General features: G+C 65.2%; 8 protein-coding genes. 2 read left to right on the top strand and 6 right to left on the bottom strand.

Annotation, left to right across the window (positions count from 1 at the left end):
* The first annotated feature begins 14 nt into the window (after positions 1-14).
* Entirely contained in the window at positions 15-1,337 is a 1,323-nt protein-coding gene (locus tag R9J51_RS11025) for an ammonium transporter (RefSeq protein WP_432787389.1), read from the top strand.
* 77 nt (positions 1,338-1,414) lie between these two features.
* Here R9J51_RS11025 and R9J51_RS11020 read toward each other — a convergent pair whose 3' ends face one another.
* The 5 genes from R9J51_RS11020 to R9J51_RS11000 form a co-directional block, all read right to left on the bottom strand.
* Positions 1,415-2,824, bottom strand: a complete 1,410-nt coding sequence (locus tag R9J51_RS11020; RefSeq protein ID WP_168554516.1) for an NAD(P)H-dependent flavin oxidoreductase — start codon at positions 2,822-2,824, stop codon at positions 1,415-1,417.
* A 238-nt stretch (positions 2,825-3,062) separates the two neighbouring features.
* The gene (prfB, locus tag R9J51_RS11015; RefSeq protein ID WP_168554515.1) at positions 3,063-4,190 is read right to left on the bottom strand and encodes a peptide chain release factor 2; all 1,128 of its coding nucleotides are present in this window, start codon (positions 4,188-4,190) and stop codon (positions 3,063-3,065) included.
* A 137-nt stretch (positions 4,191-4,327) separates the two neighbouring features.
* Positions 4,328-4,885: a peroxiredoxin gene (locus tag R9J51_RS11010; protein ID WP_168554514.1), complete on the bottom strand. Its 558-nt coding sequence runs from the start codon at positions 4,883-4,885 to the stop codon at positions 4,328-4,330.
* A gap of 29 nt (positions 4,886-4,914) precedes the next feature.
* Positions 4,915-7,485 (bottom strand): transglycosylase domain-containing protein, encoded by a 2,571-nt coding sequence (locus R9J51_RS11005; RefSeq protein WP_179504489.1) that lies wholly within the window; start codon positions 7,483-7,485, stop codon positions 4,915-4,917.
* Positions 7,486-7,559: 74 nt separating this feature from the next.
* Positions 7,560-8,468 carry an N-acetylmuramoyl-L-alanine amidase family protein gene (locus R9J51_RS11000; RefSeq protein WP_168554512.1) on the bottom strand — a complete coding sequence of 303 codons (909 nt, stop codon included), beginning with the start codon at positions 8,466-8,468 and terminating at the stop codon, positions 7,560-7,562.
* 714 nt (positions 8,469-9,182) lie between these two features.
* Here R9J51_RS11000 and R9J51_RS10995 point away from each other — a divergent pair.
* Positions 9,183-12,095: an Rne/Rng family ribonuclease gene (locus R9J51_RS10995; RefSeq protein ID WP_179504488.1), complete on the top strand. Its 2,913-nt coding sequence runs from the start codon at positions 9,183-9,185 to the stop codon at positions 12,093-12,095.
* Between the two features lie 77 nt (positions 12,096-12,172).
* Here the strand turns inward: R9J51_RS10995 and R9J51_RS10990 are convergent, their stop codons facing one another.
* Positions 12,173-15,820, bottom strand: a complete 3,648-nt coding sequence (locus R9J51_RS10990) for a tetratricopeptide repeat protein (protein WP_179504487.1) — start codon at positions 15,818-15,820, stop codon at positions 12,173-12,175.
* Positions 15,821-16,078: the final 258 nt, after the last annotated feature.

The raw sequence follows: 16,078 nt of genomic DNA, 5'->3' as shown, positions 1-16,078 counted from the left end.
CTAGGGTGCGCGCCATGAACGAATCGCTTCGGATGCGCGCTGCCAAGGCGCTGATGTGGATCGCCGGGCTTGGCCTGCCCGCCCTCGCCCATGCCCAGGATGCCGCGCTCGATCCCGCCGATAGCGGCGACACCGCATGGCTGCTGGCCGCCACGCTGCTTGGCCTGTTGCTCGTGCTGCCGGGCCTGGCTCTGTTCAACGCCGGCCGTGCCCGGGCGCAAAGCCTGGCCTCGGTGATGACACAGACCGCTGCGGTGGTGGCATTGGTCTCGGTGCTGTGGATCGTGGTGGGCTATACCCTGGCGTTCGGCACGGTCAGCAACGGCTGGCTGGGCAGTGGCAATGCCTGGATGCTGATCGATCTGGGCAATGTGCGGCAAGACACGCTGGTGCCTGAAAGCGCCTATGCCCTGTTCGAGATGGTCTTCGCCCTCGTCGCCCCGGCCTTGCTGGTGGGTGCATGGGTCGATCGCGCGCGATTTGGCTGGGTCATTGGCTTTGCCGCGCTATGGAGCCTGATCGTCTACGCCCCGATCGCCCACTGGGTGTGGGGCGGCGGCTGGCTGGCCACCCGGCTGGGCACGGTGGACTACGCCGGCGGCCTGGTCGTGCATGTCAGCGCGGGGGTTTCTGCCTTGGTCGTTGCCCTGCTGCTTGGCCGGCGCGAACGCTTTGCCACAGCCGTTGCCAGCACCGGCAGCAGCCCACTGCTGACCATCACCGGCGCCGCGCTGGTCTGGGCGGGCAGCCTGGCTCTGGCCGGCGGCAGCGCCTTTGCTGCCGGAGACGACGCAGCCATGGCGCTGGTCAACACCCATGTCGCAGCCGCCGTCGCGGCGCTGGCCTGGCTGCTGCTGGATCGGCTCAAGGGGGCCAAACCAGGGCCCACGGGGCTTGCCCGCGGCGTGGTGGCGGGTCTGGCGATCGTGGCGCCGGCCGCAGCCTATATCAGCCCCGGCATGGCCGTGGTTTTGGGCATCCTTGGGGCGGTGCTTGCCAAGGGCGCTGCACGGGTGGTGCAAGGCCACTTGCAAATCGATGATTCGCTTGGGGTCTTTGCCGGCCACGGGGTTACCGGCGCGGCCGGCACGGTGCTCACCGCGCTGGTGCTCAACCCGGCGTTCGGCGGCACCGGCTATGGTCCGGGCATGGATCTTGCCCACCAGGTGGTGGGCCAGGTCGTGGGTGTGGTAACCGTGGCGGCGTGGAGCGCGATCGCCACGGCCATTGCCGCGCTGATGGTATCGATGGCCCTGCCCATGCGCGTCACCCGCGAAGACGAACTGGCGGGGCTGGACAAAGCCAGCCACGGCGAAGACGCTTACCAGCCCGACTGAGGAAGCCCCGCCAAGCCTTTCAACCGCAACAAAAAAGCCCGGGAAAACCCGGGCTTTTTCTGTTCTGTCCAGGCCGATCAGTCGCCGGTCAGGATGCGATCCACCAGTTGCTTCACCGTCGGGGTGAAGTTGTTGGAATAGAACGGGTCCTGCTTGAAACGATAGGCGGCGTGGCCGGCAAACATCAGGTTCTGGTCGATATCGCCACCATGGGCGATGTCCTGCAGCGTCTTCTGGATGCAGAAGCTGCGCGGATCGGCCAGGCGCCCGGTGGTGTAATCGTCGTGGTCCTTCCACGACGAGAACCCGCAGTGCGACAGGCAGCCCATGCAATCGGCCTGGTCCTTGCGGATCTCGTCGCGCTCGGCCTGGTTGACGAAGATCACCGTGTCGTCGGGCGTGCGCAGCGCGGTGGTGAAACCGGCGCCGAACCACGCGCGCGCGCGGTCCAGATCGGCCGGCGTCACCCAGAAGTTCTTGCCCTTAACGCCCACGTCCAGCTGCACGGTGTGCTCGCCTGCCGCCACCTTGGAATAAGGCACCTGGCGTTCGGACCGCGCTTCCAACGCGCGCAGGAACGGATTGCGCACCGCAGAGGAGTAGAACCCGGTGGGCGAGAACTTGTGCAGCAGCACATCACCCGGCTCCAGCGTGCGCAGATGGTCCTTCCACGCCTGGGGAATCGGGCTTTCCTCGGTCAGCAGAGGGCGCGTGCCGAACTGGAAGGCAATCGCGCCCAGTTCGGGATTGTCGATCCAGTTGTTCCATTCGCGCAGGAACCACACGCCGCCAGCCATCACGATCGGCACGTCGTCGCTCACGCCCTCGGCGCGCATCGTGTCGCGCAGCGCCTTGACGCGGGGATAGGGATCTTCCGGCTTGCGCGGGTTTTCCGCGTTGGACAGGCCATTGTGCCCGCCGGCCAGCCACGGGTCTTCATAGACCACCGCGGCCATCAGGTGCGCCACCTTGTGATAGGCGCGCTTCCACAGCGCGCGGAACGCCCGGCCCGACGAAACGATCGGCAGGTAGCTGACGTTGAACCGCGCCGCGATTTCCGAAAGCTTGTAGGGCATGCCGGCGCCGCAGGTGACACCCGAAACCAGCCCGCGGGTGCGTTCCAGCACGCCTTCGAGCACTTGTTGCGCGCCGCCCATTTCCCACAGCACGTTGATGTTGATCGCGCCCTTGCCGCTGGCAATGTCATAGGCCCGGCGCACCTGTTCCACCGCGCCGTCGATGGCATAGCGGATCAGCTCTTCGTGGCGTTCCTTGCGGGTCAGCGCGTTGTAGACCTGGGGAACGATCTTGCCTTCGGCGTCATAGCTGTCGGCATTCACCGCGCTCACCGTGCCGATTCCCCCGGCCGCAGCCCAGGCTCCCGAACTCATGTGATTGGTGGCGGCAACCCCCTTGCCGCCTTCCACCAGCGGCCACACTTCCCGGCCACCATAGAGGATCGGCTTCAACCCCTTGAACGCAGACATATCATTCCCTCGACGCGCTCAGGCGCGTGACATTTGCCGGCTTGCCCCGAGCACGGGCCGATCGTTCCCTTGTCGATCGTCCGTGCCCGGCCTGGCGTACCGGACATGAAAACCCGAATGCTTTGGCTTACGGCGAAACGCGGCCAAGCGAAAGTCCGGTGTGGCGGTTTTGACGGTTCAGCGCGCCGAAATGGGCCTGCCGCCCATCAAAAACCCGCTCCGAACCGGTGGCAAACCATCAATCGTCGTCTTCCACGGCGACCTTTTCACCCGTCACGCGCTGCGAAAGGGCCGCAGCCATGAACGGATCGAGCGCCCCATCGAGGACGTCGGTGGGATTGGTGCTGACCACGCCCGTGCGCAGATCCTTTACCTGCTGATAGGGCTGCAGGACATAGGAACGGATCTGGTGACCCCAGCCGATCTCGGTCTTGGCGGCGTATTCGCCCGAAGCGGCCGCTTCGCGCTTGGCCAGTTCGGCTTCATAGATCCGCGCTTTCAGCATGTTCATCGCGGTGGCGCGGTTCTTGTGCTGGCTGCGGTCGTTCTGGCTGGCCACGATGATCCCGGTGGGCACGTGGGTGATACGCACTGCCGAGTCCGTGGTGTTGACGTGCTGCCCGCCCGCGCCCGAAGCGCGATAGGTATCGATCTTGAGGTCGGCCGGGTTGATTTCCACCTCGATGTTGTCATCGATTTCGGGATAGACCCAGACCGACGAAAACGACGTGTGGCGGCGGGCAGAGCTGTCGTAGGGGCTGATGCGCACCAGGCGGTGCACGCCGCTTTCCGTCTTGGCATAGCCATAGGCGTTCTCGCCCTTGATCAGCAGCGTGGCGCTCTTGATCCCGGCCGCTTCCCCCGCGTGGTAATCCACCAGGTCCACCTTGTAGCCATGGCGTTCGGCCCAGCGCGTGTACATGCGCTGCAGCATTTCCGCCCAGTCCTGGCTTTCGGTGCCGCCGGCGCCGGCGTGCACTTCAAGATAGGCATTGTTGGCGTCGGCTTCGCCCGCCAGCAGCGCCTGCACCTTGTCGGCATCGGCGCGCTCGGCCAGGGCGGCCAGCGTGGCCAGCCCCTCGGCGATCGTGGCATCGTCGCCTTCCACTTCGCCCAGTTCGACGAATTCGATGGCGTCGGCCATTTCCCTGCCGATCTGGTTGACCGTGCCGATCGAGGCTTCCAGCCGCCGGCGCTCGCGCATGACGGCTTCGGCGTTCTTCGGGTTGTCCCACAGCTTGGGATCTTCGACGCGCGCGTTGAGTTCGTCGAGCCGGCGCACGGCGCGGTCCCAGTCGAGGAACTTGCGCACCAGCGCCAGCGCTGCCTCGATGCGGTCGATATGAGCCTGCCCTTCGGCACGCATGACGGTCTTACTCCATACAAACGAACTGGCCGCTTAGCGAAGCGGGGCCGTTTGTAAAGGTGTGCCCGCCTTGTAATGACGCAGACTGGCCCGCCCGCCCGGAAAGCGCCTTCCCGGACGGGCAGCGACCGGCGCGATCAACCGTGCTTGTGTCGAATCGCCTGCACCGCGGCGAGCGTGAGCTTGACGTGATCGCGATAGTCCATGTCGGAATGGACCAGGGTGATCCGGCCATCGGGCGCGATGACATAGCTGGTGCGCGTGGTCAGCCCGGTGGACTTGCCACCCTGCTGGAGATCGACGTCATAGGCCTTGACCACGGCCGGGCTGGCGGCGGCGACGGCAAACTTGTTGCGGCATTCCTCGGTCGAAAAGCGCGTCAGCGTGGCGACATCGTCGTTCGACATCCCGATCACGGTGGCGCCGGCCTTGGCGAAATCGGCGGTGGCGTCGGCAAAGGCGTGGGCTTCCAGCGTGCAGCCCTGGGTAAATGCCTTGGGATAGAAATAGAGCACCACGGGGCCGCGCTTCAGAGCCTTTTTCAGGTTGAAGCTGAACGGCTTGCCGCCCAGCGCACCGGCCGCGGTAAAATCGGGCGCGCGGGCGCCTTGCGGCAACGCGGCATTTGCCGCGGCCATGGGGGTGAGGGAAAGGGCGAAGGCCGCCAACGCGGCAAGAGGGGAGCGCGTGTTCATGTGCCATGCCTAGCACAGCGCAGCACGCCTCAATAGATGCCCCCTTGGTCCTCCACGAAGTTGCTGCCCGCCGGCTTGGCGTTCGGGGCCGCCGTGGTCCCGCGCGCCGCACGCGCCTTGCGCAGGGCATCGAGCACGGCTTCCTTGGCCGTGATTTCCGATGGCTGCACCGTGCGGCGCGGTTCGGTATCGGGCTTGAACGCTTCCCAGATGATCGAGGCCTTGCGCTCGTTGTCCTGCGGCGTCCCGCCAAACACGCGCTTGCCCGAGACGCGATCGATCTTGACCATCGAGACGCCCGCTGGCGCCGTGAAGGGAATGTCGGCCCAGCGCGGGCGCGTGGCCAGCACGAACTGCTTGAAGATCGGCGCGGCGATCCGCCCGCCCTGGGCATAGCCGCCCAGGCTGCGCGGCTGGTCATAGCCCATGTAGATGCCCGCGATGATGTCGGGCGATCCGCCCACGAACCACACGTTGGTGGGGCCGCTGGTGGTGCCGGTCTTGCCGAACAACGGCAGGCCCAGGTCGTGCAGGGTTTCGGCCGTGCCGCGCACCACCACGCCTTCCAGCATGTGGACCACCTGATAGGCTGTGCGCGGGTCGAGCACCTGCTTGCCCGCGGCGCGCAGCCGCGGCATCGCCGTGCCATCCCAGCGGGGCAGGTTGCATCCCGTGCAGGCGCGGTTGTCGGCGCGCCAGATTACCTTGCCGTTGCGATCCTGGACATAGTCGATCAGCGTCGCGTCGCGCTGCCGGCCGTGGTTGGCCAGCGCGGCATAGGCGTTGACCATGCGCGTCACCGTGGTGTCGCCCGCGCCCAGCGCCATGGAAAGGTACGGCTGGTAATCGCCGATACCCACGGCCTTGATCGTGCGCACCACTTTGTCCATGCCGGTGTCGTTGGCCACGCGCACCGTCATCAGGTTGCGCGATTGCTCAAGCCCCCAGCGCATGGTGTGGCTGCCCGATCCGCCCTCGTTGCCGAAGTTGCGGAAGCACTTCTGCCCCAGCGCAGCCCCCTGATAGACGCAGAACGTGCCATCGACGACCATCGAGGCCGGTGTCATCCCGTTGTCGAGCGCCGTGGCATAGACGAACGGCTTGATCGTGGAGCCAGGCTGGCGCTGCGCCTGGGTGGCGCGGTTGAATGAACCGAGCCGCGCATCGAACCCGCCCTGCATCGCCAGGATGCGGCTGCTCTGCGGGTCTTCCACCACCATGCCGCCCGAAACTTCGGGCACCACGCGCACCGCCCAGATGCCATTGCCGGCCGGGGCCACGGTGATCACGTCGCCCACTTTCATCGCGTCGGGCACGCCATAGAGCGTGCCGGTCTGCCCATCGGCAAAGCCCACCTGCCCGCTGCTGCCGCGCCGCGAAACCAGCACCGCCACCCGCCAGTCGAGATAGCGGATCGACAGGTTGCTGTTGATCAACTGCGCCTGCCAGTTGCCATCATCCATGTCGATATGCGCGATCGGCCCATGCCAGGCGCGCCCGGCGGCATAGCGCAGCAGCCCGGCGCGCAACGCATCCTGGGCCGCGGTCTGCAATTGCTGGTCCAGCGAGGTGCGCACCCACAGGCCACCGGCATAGACGCTGTTGGGCCCGTCCTCGGCCTGCTCGCCGAACTGGTCGATCAGTTGGCGGCGCACTTCCTCCAGGAAATAGCCCGCGTCGGCGGTGTAGTTTTCGGTGCGGCGCGGCACCAGGCCGAGCGGCTGTGCCTTGGCCTGGGCCACATCGGCCGCGCTGGCCCAGCCGTTCTTGGCCATCTGGTCCAAAACCCAGTTGCGGCGGGTGATGGCCTTTTCGGCGAACTTGGCCCGGCTATAGGTTTCGGGCGCCTTGGGCAGGATCGCCAGGAACGCGGCTTCGTGCAAAGCCAGGTCGCCCACGTCCTTGTCGAAATAGGCGCGCGCTGCCGCCTGCACGCCAAAGCTCTGGCGGCCGAGCGGAATTTCGTTGAGGTACAGCTCCAGGATCTGCTGCTTGGTCAAGACGCTTTCGATGCGTCGCGCCAGAAGCATTTCCTTGAGCTTGCGCGTGACCGAATATTCGTTGCCGATCAGGATGTTCTTGGCAACCTGCTGGGTGATGGTAGAACCGCCCCGCGCGCGCTCGCCCGAACCCAGCTTGGTGGCATAGTCCACCACCGCACCGGCAAGGCCGGTCAGGTCCACGCCGCCATGGCTCCAGAACGTCTTGTCCTCGGCCGAAAGGAACGCGTTGATCAACTGCGGCGGGAAATCCACGAAGCGCAATTGCACGCGCCGCTCGCGCGCATAGCTCGACACGATCTGCCCATCCGCGCCGCGCACCATGGTCGGCAGCGGCGGTTGATAGGTCAGCAGCGTATCGGCCGATGGCAGCGTGCGCTCCACCGTCACCCACAGCAGCCCGCGCAGGATCAGCAGCACCAGCACCAGCCATCCGGCACGGCGCACCCATTTGGAACGCTGCCACAGCCCCTTGGCCCGGCCCCACAGATTGCCCCCCCGCCTTATGCGAAAGCGCCGCCGTTCGGGATCACCGTCGGGATTGCGGTCAGGTTCGGGCGCATCGCCGCGCGCAATGATCGGGGGCAAGTCGTCGGCCATCGTGGCCGCGCTCTAGCACGGGGGTTTGCGCGCGCACCAGTGCCTATGTTGAGCGCGTGTCGGTCAGGCGCCCGTCATGCGCCCAGGGGGCGGCTTTCCTGCTCCGCCAGGAAAATGGCAATGGCGCGCGCAACGGCATGGGCAAAGCCGTTGCGCCAGGCCTTGTCGGTCATCGCACGCGCATCGGCCGCGTTGCTGATATAGCCAGCCTCCAGCAGCGCCGATGGCAGATCGAGCGACTTGAGCACCACGAACGCGGCCTCGCGGCGCGGATCGACATGGAAGCGAACGGCGCCCTGCCCTTCGCGCAAGATAAGATCGGCCAGGCGCAGCGAGCGACCGCGCATCGCGCGCCGGGAAAGATCGACCAGAATGGAGGAAACTGTGCCCGACTGGCCGGCAAGGTTAACGCCGTTGATCGTATCCGCACGGTTTTCGCGCTGCGCCAGGGCATCGGCGACCGCATCCGAGCCGCGATCGGACAGGGTATAGACCGTTGCCCCGCCGGCATCGGCGCTCGGCGCGGAATCTGCATGGATCGACAGGAACAGGTCGGCATGCAGGCGCCGCGCAATGCCCGAACGCTCGTCCAGCGCCAGGAAGCGATCGTCGCTGCGGGTCAGGGCCACGCGCACATGCCCCTGCGCCAGCAATGCATCGCGCAGCGCCAGCGCCAGCGCCAGGGTCAACTGCTTTTCGCGCAAGGATCCCTCGCCGCTGGCGCCCGGATCGTGCCCGCCATGGCCGGCATCAATCACCACCAGCGGGCGGCTGGCATCGGCCGGGCCCAGCACCGGCGGCAGATCGACGGCGCGCGTGCCGTCGGGCAGCGCCAGGCGCACGACATAGGCCGGCACCCTTGCGCCCGCGCCCGGCCCGATGCCCAGCACCACCCGCGCCCACACCAGCAGAACAAGCAGCGGCACGACAAACAGCGCGGCAATTGCCAGCGTGCGCGCAGGTATCGGCCAAGGTTTAACCATATTGCAGATGCCTATGCCGCGCCGCAGGCCGGCTGGTCCAGCGCAAAAACCGGGGCAAATGCCTATCCGCATGATGACGGAGCGTTTCGGGACACGGTTTTAATTGCTGCTTTGCGATTGGGGTGCTAGCACCCATCTAACGGAGCAGTTCGACCAACTGCCTTTCCCGCCGCGTTGTCGCTGCGCCCGCATGGTGCGCCCGGCCGCAACGCCCACGGCACACGCGCCAATGGCAGGGGATGGAAGGGGTCGGGCTTGGTCCTGGCGGGCAGAAGGGACAAGGCAGGACGCCACCCTCGCCCGCGCTTGAGGTTGATGCCGTGATGAAGAGCCGCGTACCGTTCCAGCCAAAGCGCCCCACCGGGGCCTTTGCGTTTTGGACGGATGCCGGCACGCACGAATATCCCGGTACTTTTGCAGACAATTTTGCAGACCGGGGCCCCCGCACGGGGCAATCGTTGCACGTCTTTGCCACCGCAGACGCACACCAACCGCCGCCGGGCGGCGAGCACCATGGCCCCCTGCATTGCGGCGCCATGCCGCAGGGCAACCTGTCCATGCTCCGATCCGGCAAACCCGCATTTGCAAAGCGCCACTGGCCCAGCTTCCTTTTTCAAAAGGACAAGGGGCGCACGCCAGGCCTTTGCCTCACTACAAGAAACCGCGCCATTCACCCGGGCCCTGCCCCGTGGCCGCGCGGCTGGAGACAACGGAATGACCACGCGCATGCTGATCGATGCGCGCCACCAGGAAGAAACCCGGGTGGCTGTGCTCAAGGGCAATCGTATTGAAGAATTCGACTTTGAATCTGCTGATCACAAGCAGATCAAGGGCAATATCTACCTCGCCAAGGTTACCCGCGTAGAGCCTTCGCTCCAGGCGGCCTTCGTCGATTTCGGGGGCAACCGTCACGGTTTCCTCGCGTTCAGCGAAATCCACCCGGATTATTACCAGATCCCCAAGGAAGACCGCGAGGCGCTGCTGGCTGAAGAAGCTGCCCACGCCGAGGAAGAAGCCGCCCTGCGCGCCGCCGAAGACGGTGACGACGAGGATTACGAAGGCGGTTACGACGACGGCGGTTATGAAGACGGCGGTTATCAAGACGGCCGGGGCGTGACCGAAGTCGACACTTCGGAAAAGGACCAGGTCGCCACGATCGAAGGTGGCGTGGTCGAAAACGGCTTTGACCACGAAGGCGAAGACGCCGCCGATGGCGAAGCGGAAGAATCCAACGGTGAAGGCGGCCGCCGCCAGCGCCGTCCCCGCCGCCAGGGCCGCGGCCAGAGCAAGGAAGCGGAAGAACTGCGCGCCAAGCGCATGGCCCTGCGCCGCCGCTACAAGATCCAGGACGTGATCCAGCGCCGCCAGGTGCTGCTTGTCCAGGTCGTCAAGGAAGAGCGCGGCAACAAGGGCGCTGCGCTGACCACCTATCTCAGCCTCGCGGGCCGCTATTGCGTGCTCATGCCCAATTCCAGCCACGGTGGCGGCATCAGCCGCAAGATCAGCTCGGCTTCAGATCGCAAGCGGTTGAAGCAGATCATCGCCGACATGGAACTGCCCCGCTCGATGAGCTGCATCGTCCGCACCGCCGGCCTGCAGCGCACCAAGCCCGAGATCAAGCGCGATTTCGACTATCTCGCCCGCCTGTGGGACGAGATCCGCGAACGCACCATGCGCTCGTCGGCCCCGGCGCTGATCCATTCCGACAGCGACCTGATCAAGCGCGCGATCCGCGACATCTATAACCGCGACATCGAGGAAGTGGTCGTCGAAGGCGAAGCGGGCTATCGCGCCGCCAAGGACTTCATGAAGCTGCTGATGCCCAGCCACGCCAAGCGGGTGCGCCAGTATGCCGATCCCGTGCCGCTGTTCCAGCGCTATGGCGCCGAAGACCAGCTTTCGGCGATGTACGATCCGGTGGTGCAGCTCAAGTCGGGCGGTTACCTGGTAATCAACCCGACCGAAGCACTCGTCTCGATCGACATCAACTCGGGCCGCTCCACCAAGGAACACGGCATCGAGCAGACCGCCGTGGCCACCAACCTGGAAGCCGCGCGCGAAATCGCCCGCCAGTTGCGCCTGCGCGACATGGCCGGCCTGGTCGTGATCGACTTCATCGACATGGAATACGGATCGAACATCCGCAAGGTCGAGAAGGCGATGAAGGACGCCCTCAAGGATGACCGCGCCCGCATCCAGGTGGGCCGCATCTCGGGCTTTGGCCTCATGGAAATGAGCCGCCAGCGCCTTCGCACCGGCGTACTCGAAGCCACGACGCGCGCCTGCCCGCACTGCGATGGTTCGGGCCTGGTCCGCACCGCCTCGTCCGCCGGCCTTTCGGCGCTGCGCATGATCGAAGACGAAGCCGCCAAGGGCAAGGGCAACGTCATCACGCTCTATGCCAGCCAGGAAGCGGCGATCTACGTGCTCAACACCAAGCGCGCCGATCTTGCCGAGATCGAACTGCGCTATGGCGTGACCGTGGAAGTGATCCCCGAAGGCGAGAACGAAGGCGCTAAAATGCGCGTTGCCTCGCGCGGGCCCAAGCCGGAATTCGTGCCCCGCTTCGAACCCATCGTCGAACCCGAAGAAGACGATGAGATCGAGGATTCCTATGACGACGAGGAAGAAGAAGTCGTCGAGGAACGCCGCGAGCGCGAGGAACGGCGTGAAAGCCGTAGCGAAGGCGAAGGCGAAGGCAGTGGTCGTCGCAAGCGCCGCAAGCGCCGGCGTGGCCGCAACCGCGATCGCCGCGAAGACGGTGTGAACGGCGAAGCGGGTGAAGACGGCGAAGGCGAAGCCTATGAAGGCGAAGGCGAAGCCGACGAAACGGCCATCGCTGCCGATGGCGCCGAAGCCGAAGCAGACGCCGACAGCACCGAAGACACCGCGGGCGAAGCCCACGCTGACGACGACGCCGACCGTGGCCCGCGCAAGCGCCGCCGCCGCAGCCGTCGCCGTCGCGGTGGCCAGCGTGATGACGCTGCCGACGTGCAGGGTGAAGAAGCCCAGGCCGATGCGGCCGGCGAGGAAACCCCGGCCCCCGTGGCCGAGGACACCGCGACCGAACCGGCTGCTGCGGCCCTGGCCGCCGCAGAAGCCCCGGCGACCGAAGCCGTGGCCCCTGAAGCCCCGGCCCAGGAACCCCCTGCAAAGCCCAAGCGCGTGCGCAAGAAGAAGGTTGCCGAGGCCCCGGCCGAAGTGACCGCCGAACCTGCGCCGGTTGCCGAAGCTCCCGCTGAGGAAGCCCCAGCCCAGGAAACTCCGGCCCAGGAAGCCCCTGCAAAGCCCAAGCGCGTGCGCAAGAAGAAGGTCGCCGAAGCCCCGCCCGAAGTGACCGCAGAACCTGCGCCCGTTGCTGAAGCTCCCGCCCAGGAAGCCCCGGCCCAGGAAGCCCCGGCCCAGGAAGCCCCGGCAAAGCCCAAGCGCGTGCGCAAGAAGAAGGTCGCCGAAGCCCCGGCCGAAGCGACCACCGAACCTGCGCCCGCTGCTGCTCTGGCCCAGCCCGAAGCGGCCGAGCCCAGCGCCACCGCCCCGGCACCCGCCGGTGACGCGGAAAGCGAAGGCGAAGGCGAAGACGGCAACGCCCCCCGCCGCGGCTGGTGGCAACGCACCTTCGGCGCCTGAGCCTGGGATCAAAGCCCGATAGAAAACCCCGCCATCGGATAGCCGGTGGCGGGGTTTTTCTTTGCGGGGCGCTGGTTCTACAACGTTATGCCGTAGCTGATAAAATCGGCCCGAACGCCGGGATCCAACTTTTCCGCCAACGCGGCATCGCTGATGGCTTTGGCGTGATCGCCTTTGCGTGCCCAGGCCACTGCACGGCCAAAGCGCGAGGTGGGAATGGCGTGCTTGGCCAAGACCTGGTCATAATCGGCGATGGCGTCGTCCAGCCGGCCAAGGCGCAGCAACACCAATCCACGGCTGTCGAGGAATGCAGGCGAACCTGGCACCTTGGCCAACGCCGCATCGCAATCGGCCAGGGCGGATTCGAGTGCCAGGCCAGCAATCGCCTTTTTCCAGCACATGGCGTTCAAGTCTTGGGCAGTCTTGGCCGAACCGCGCGCCTGCCTGAAATCCGCATCGGCACGCGCGGCGTCACCGGCTTGTAAATAGATCAGGCCGCGCCCGACCAAAAGCACGGCATTGTCCGGCGCCGCAACCAGCGCTTTGGACAAAGTCGCGATCCCCCCAGAAACATCACCGCCATCAGCCAGCAACTTGGCCTTTTCCGCAATGGCCTCGTCCAAGGCTGGGTCAAGCTTCAACGCCGCGTCAATATCCGCCATCCGGCCCGCGACATCGGCCTTGGGGCGACGAAGGCCTCGATTGAGATAGATATAGGCTTCCGGCTTGTTGGCAATTGCCCTGTCATAGGCCTGCATTGCATCGGTATCGCGGTGCAGCGCACTGTAGATGTTTGCTGCCACCACATGGGCATAATTCACGGCAGGATTGGCAGCCTCGACACTACGCGCCACGGCCAGCACGTCCTGATCGCGACCAAGCCCCCGCAGCACATTGGCGCGTAACAAGTACAGCCCAATGGCATGCGGCCTTTGCGCAATCGCTGCTGCAGTATCGCGCTCAGCCATGGCGCTATCGCCCACACCATATGCCAGCCGCGCCCGATGCTCGAGCGCAAAGGCGTTGGTGGGCTCGATTTTCAGGCTTGCGGTATAGGCTGCAATCGCATCTGCCAACCGATTGCTGCGCTCAGCCATCAGGCCGCGGGCACGGAATATCACAGGATTCTTCGGATCGAGCGCAAACGCGGCATCCAGGTCTCGTTCCGCCGCGACCTTGTCATCCTTCCACACCCAGGCCAGGCCGCGATCAGCCAAAGCCATCGCGTTGTTGGGTTCCAATTCCAGGGCCTTGTCGAAATCGAAAATCGCTGCGTCGAACTTCCCTTCATCCAGTTCCACGTTACCCTTTTCGCCATAAGCGCGCGCATTGCCAGGATCGGCAGCAGCCATGGCTTCGGCGGCGGCAAGACGGTCTGCGGATGCTTCTTCATCCTGCCCCAATGCCGTATGTGCCGCGGCACGCTGGTGAAGTGCAAAGGCCTGGCCGGGTTCGCGCTGCAAGGCTTTGGTATAAGCCGCAAGGGCATCGTTCGGCCTGTGCTCGGCATCTGCCAACATGCCTTGGGCGATGAAGACTTGCACAAAACCCGGATCGAGCGCCAAGGCCCTGGCAAGATCGGCATGCGCACCGGGCAGATCGCCGTCCTGGATGCGTATCACCGCGCGATTTGCCCATCCCGAAACATCGCCGGGATCAAGCGCGACGGCCTTGTCGAAATCCGCCAGCGCCTCCTTGCGCCGGCCCTGCTGCATCAACAGGCTCGCCCTTTGTCGGTATTCCGCCGCGCTGGACGGTGTTGTGGCCAGGCTGGCAGCGACTTCCGACGCCGATGCCTTGTAGCCGGCCGGCTTGCGCAGGGTGGCCGTTCGGGCAGTAAGCGCCCGTAAAGTCGCTTGCGCATCCACCGCCTCGCTCGATGGAAATTCGGGCGCGATGCTGCGCTCGGTACTCTCGATCGTGAACACACCATCCTTGACCGCGCCATGGCGGTGATATTCAAAACCCGCCACCGTCTGGTCTACGTCCATTCCCGGTCCGGGCACGAAGTCACCCTGTCCCTTGGGCAAGACGATCGTTTCCACCGTGCGGTGGAACGCTGGATAGGAAACGGCAAACGGCGCGTCCCGGTCTTGCGCAGGGTCGCGGCTGAAATCCGCGCGATAGCCCAACGTGGTGCGATCTGTCTCGTACGCCCCCGAGGACCAGTCCATCGTGGCCACGCCGCTCATGGAGAGGCGTTCTTCCCCCGTATTGGGGTCAAACAACACATCGATCGTTTTCACGTCGACAAAATCGAACTGCTTTTTCCAGTATTCCTGCAGGATCCGATCGCGCAGGTCCCCGGAAAGATTGGCCAGTCCGCCACGCATCACGATCGCTTCGTCGCCACGCAGCGTCTCTTCGATCGTAATGGGCGCGGGGGCGGAAATGCCCGCACTCGCATCGATCCGGATCGAAAGGTCGTCGGTCGGCGTGGCCAGCGGCGCTGGCAGCATGCGCACCAACGCGGCATTGCTGCGCAAGGGAACGCCCCAGGCAAAGTTGGGTGTGGTCAATCGATCGAGGCTGGTGTCGCCCGTTCGCGTGCCATCGAGCCAATAGGTGCGGCCGCCAAGCGACGCCCTGACCAGGACATGATTCAATAGTCCCACCATGGGCAGGCGCGAATCGAGACCATCGCCTGCAAACGTGCTCACCATCACGGGCTCAGCCTCGATTCCCATGCCATGAAGCAACGCGAGCAGCAGCGCCGTCTTGGCCTTGCAATCGCCGAACCGACGCGCCCATGTGATTTCGGCATCGGCCGGCACATAACCGCCCGCCCCCATCTGCAATGCGACATAGCGCACCCGGTCCTGCACCAGTAGAAGCGCTGCCAGCGCCCTCGCTTTGGGATCGGCTGACTGACTGGCAATGCGATCCAGTTCCGCTCGCAACGCACCCTGCGCCAAGACGCTTACCGCCTTGTCGTAAAGCGGTGCCATCAGCGCGCCGAGATCCGCCCACGAGGCAAAATCGGTCAATTCCAGAACGCGCCCGAGGCGATATCGCGGCGGGGCACCGTTGGGCGGGCGGATGGGCGTGATGTGTTCGAGCGTCAATTCCAACGTCATCAGGTTACCCGTTTTCACGGGCTTCATGGCGGGAATATCCACGGCGCGAAATCGCACCGGCATCGCGCTGGGCCATTGCACGCGCACGTGCGCATGCTCGATCGGAATAGCGTTCCACATCGCCGCGGTATATTCGGCATGGTTCTTGAAGGTGGGATCGCTGGAGGAAACCGAGGCCGCAAATTCCAGCGTGTCGCCCACTTGCAAGCCCTCGGGCTGGATATTGGCAGTCAGCACGCCGTCCAGCACCGCGCTTTCCAGGTTTTGCTCACGTCGCAAGACCGTGAACGCCTGGCCTGATTTCAACACGTCGATGGCCTGGTCCCCGCGCCGTATCAACAGCTTGTGCACGGTCAGCACATCGGTGTCGGGCCGCCATGGCAACGAGATGTTGGCCGCAGCCAAGCCTTGCGAGGTCTGTATCTTGATGGCGCTGGCCAGGTACGTCGTGCGGCGTCCCGGCTCCAGTGACACTTGCTCGTCGGACAAGAGAACGCGCACCGGTGCATCGTCTGCCGGCTGGCTATCGGTGGCCGGATTGACCGGCTTGACCCACGACGGTGCTGGGGCGATCACGGGCTGGTCTGCCGCAAGCGCTGCACTTGTCAGCGCGCTGGTGACAAAAAGCGCAGAGAGCAGCAATTTCATGGACATCACTCCCTTGATGGCCGCAAGCTAGCCATCCAGCGCGGAAATTAAAATGCCCATAATCAGCTCGAACGAAGCGACGCCAAGATCAGGAAACAGCACATTGCCAAGCTGACGGTGCCGCACCTCTGGATCGTGAACTCAGAAATGACGCCGCGAGGGAGCCTTTGGGTCAATACCCGAAGAGACGCCAAAATGGCTTCCATCTCCGCCCGAAGTGCCCATGCAAAGGCCACCAGCCTTCGCTGCGGTCACTTT

Origin of the sequence: Novosphingobium rhizosphaerae (assembly GCF_050920675.1) — a bacterium.
GTDB lineage: Bacteria > Pseudomonadota > Alphaproteobacteria > Sphingomonadales > Sphingomonadaceae > Novosphingobium > Novosphingobium rhizosphaerae.
The sequence above is the reverse complement of the archived record's forward strand: the minus strand, read 5'-3'. Positions and strand labels throughout refer to the sequence as shown.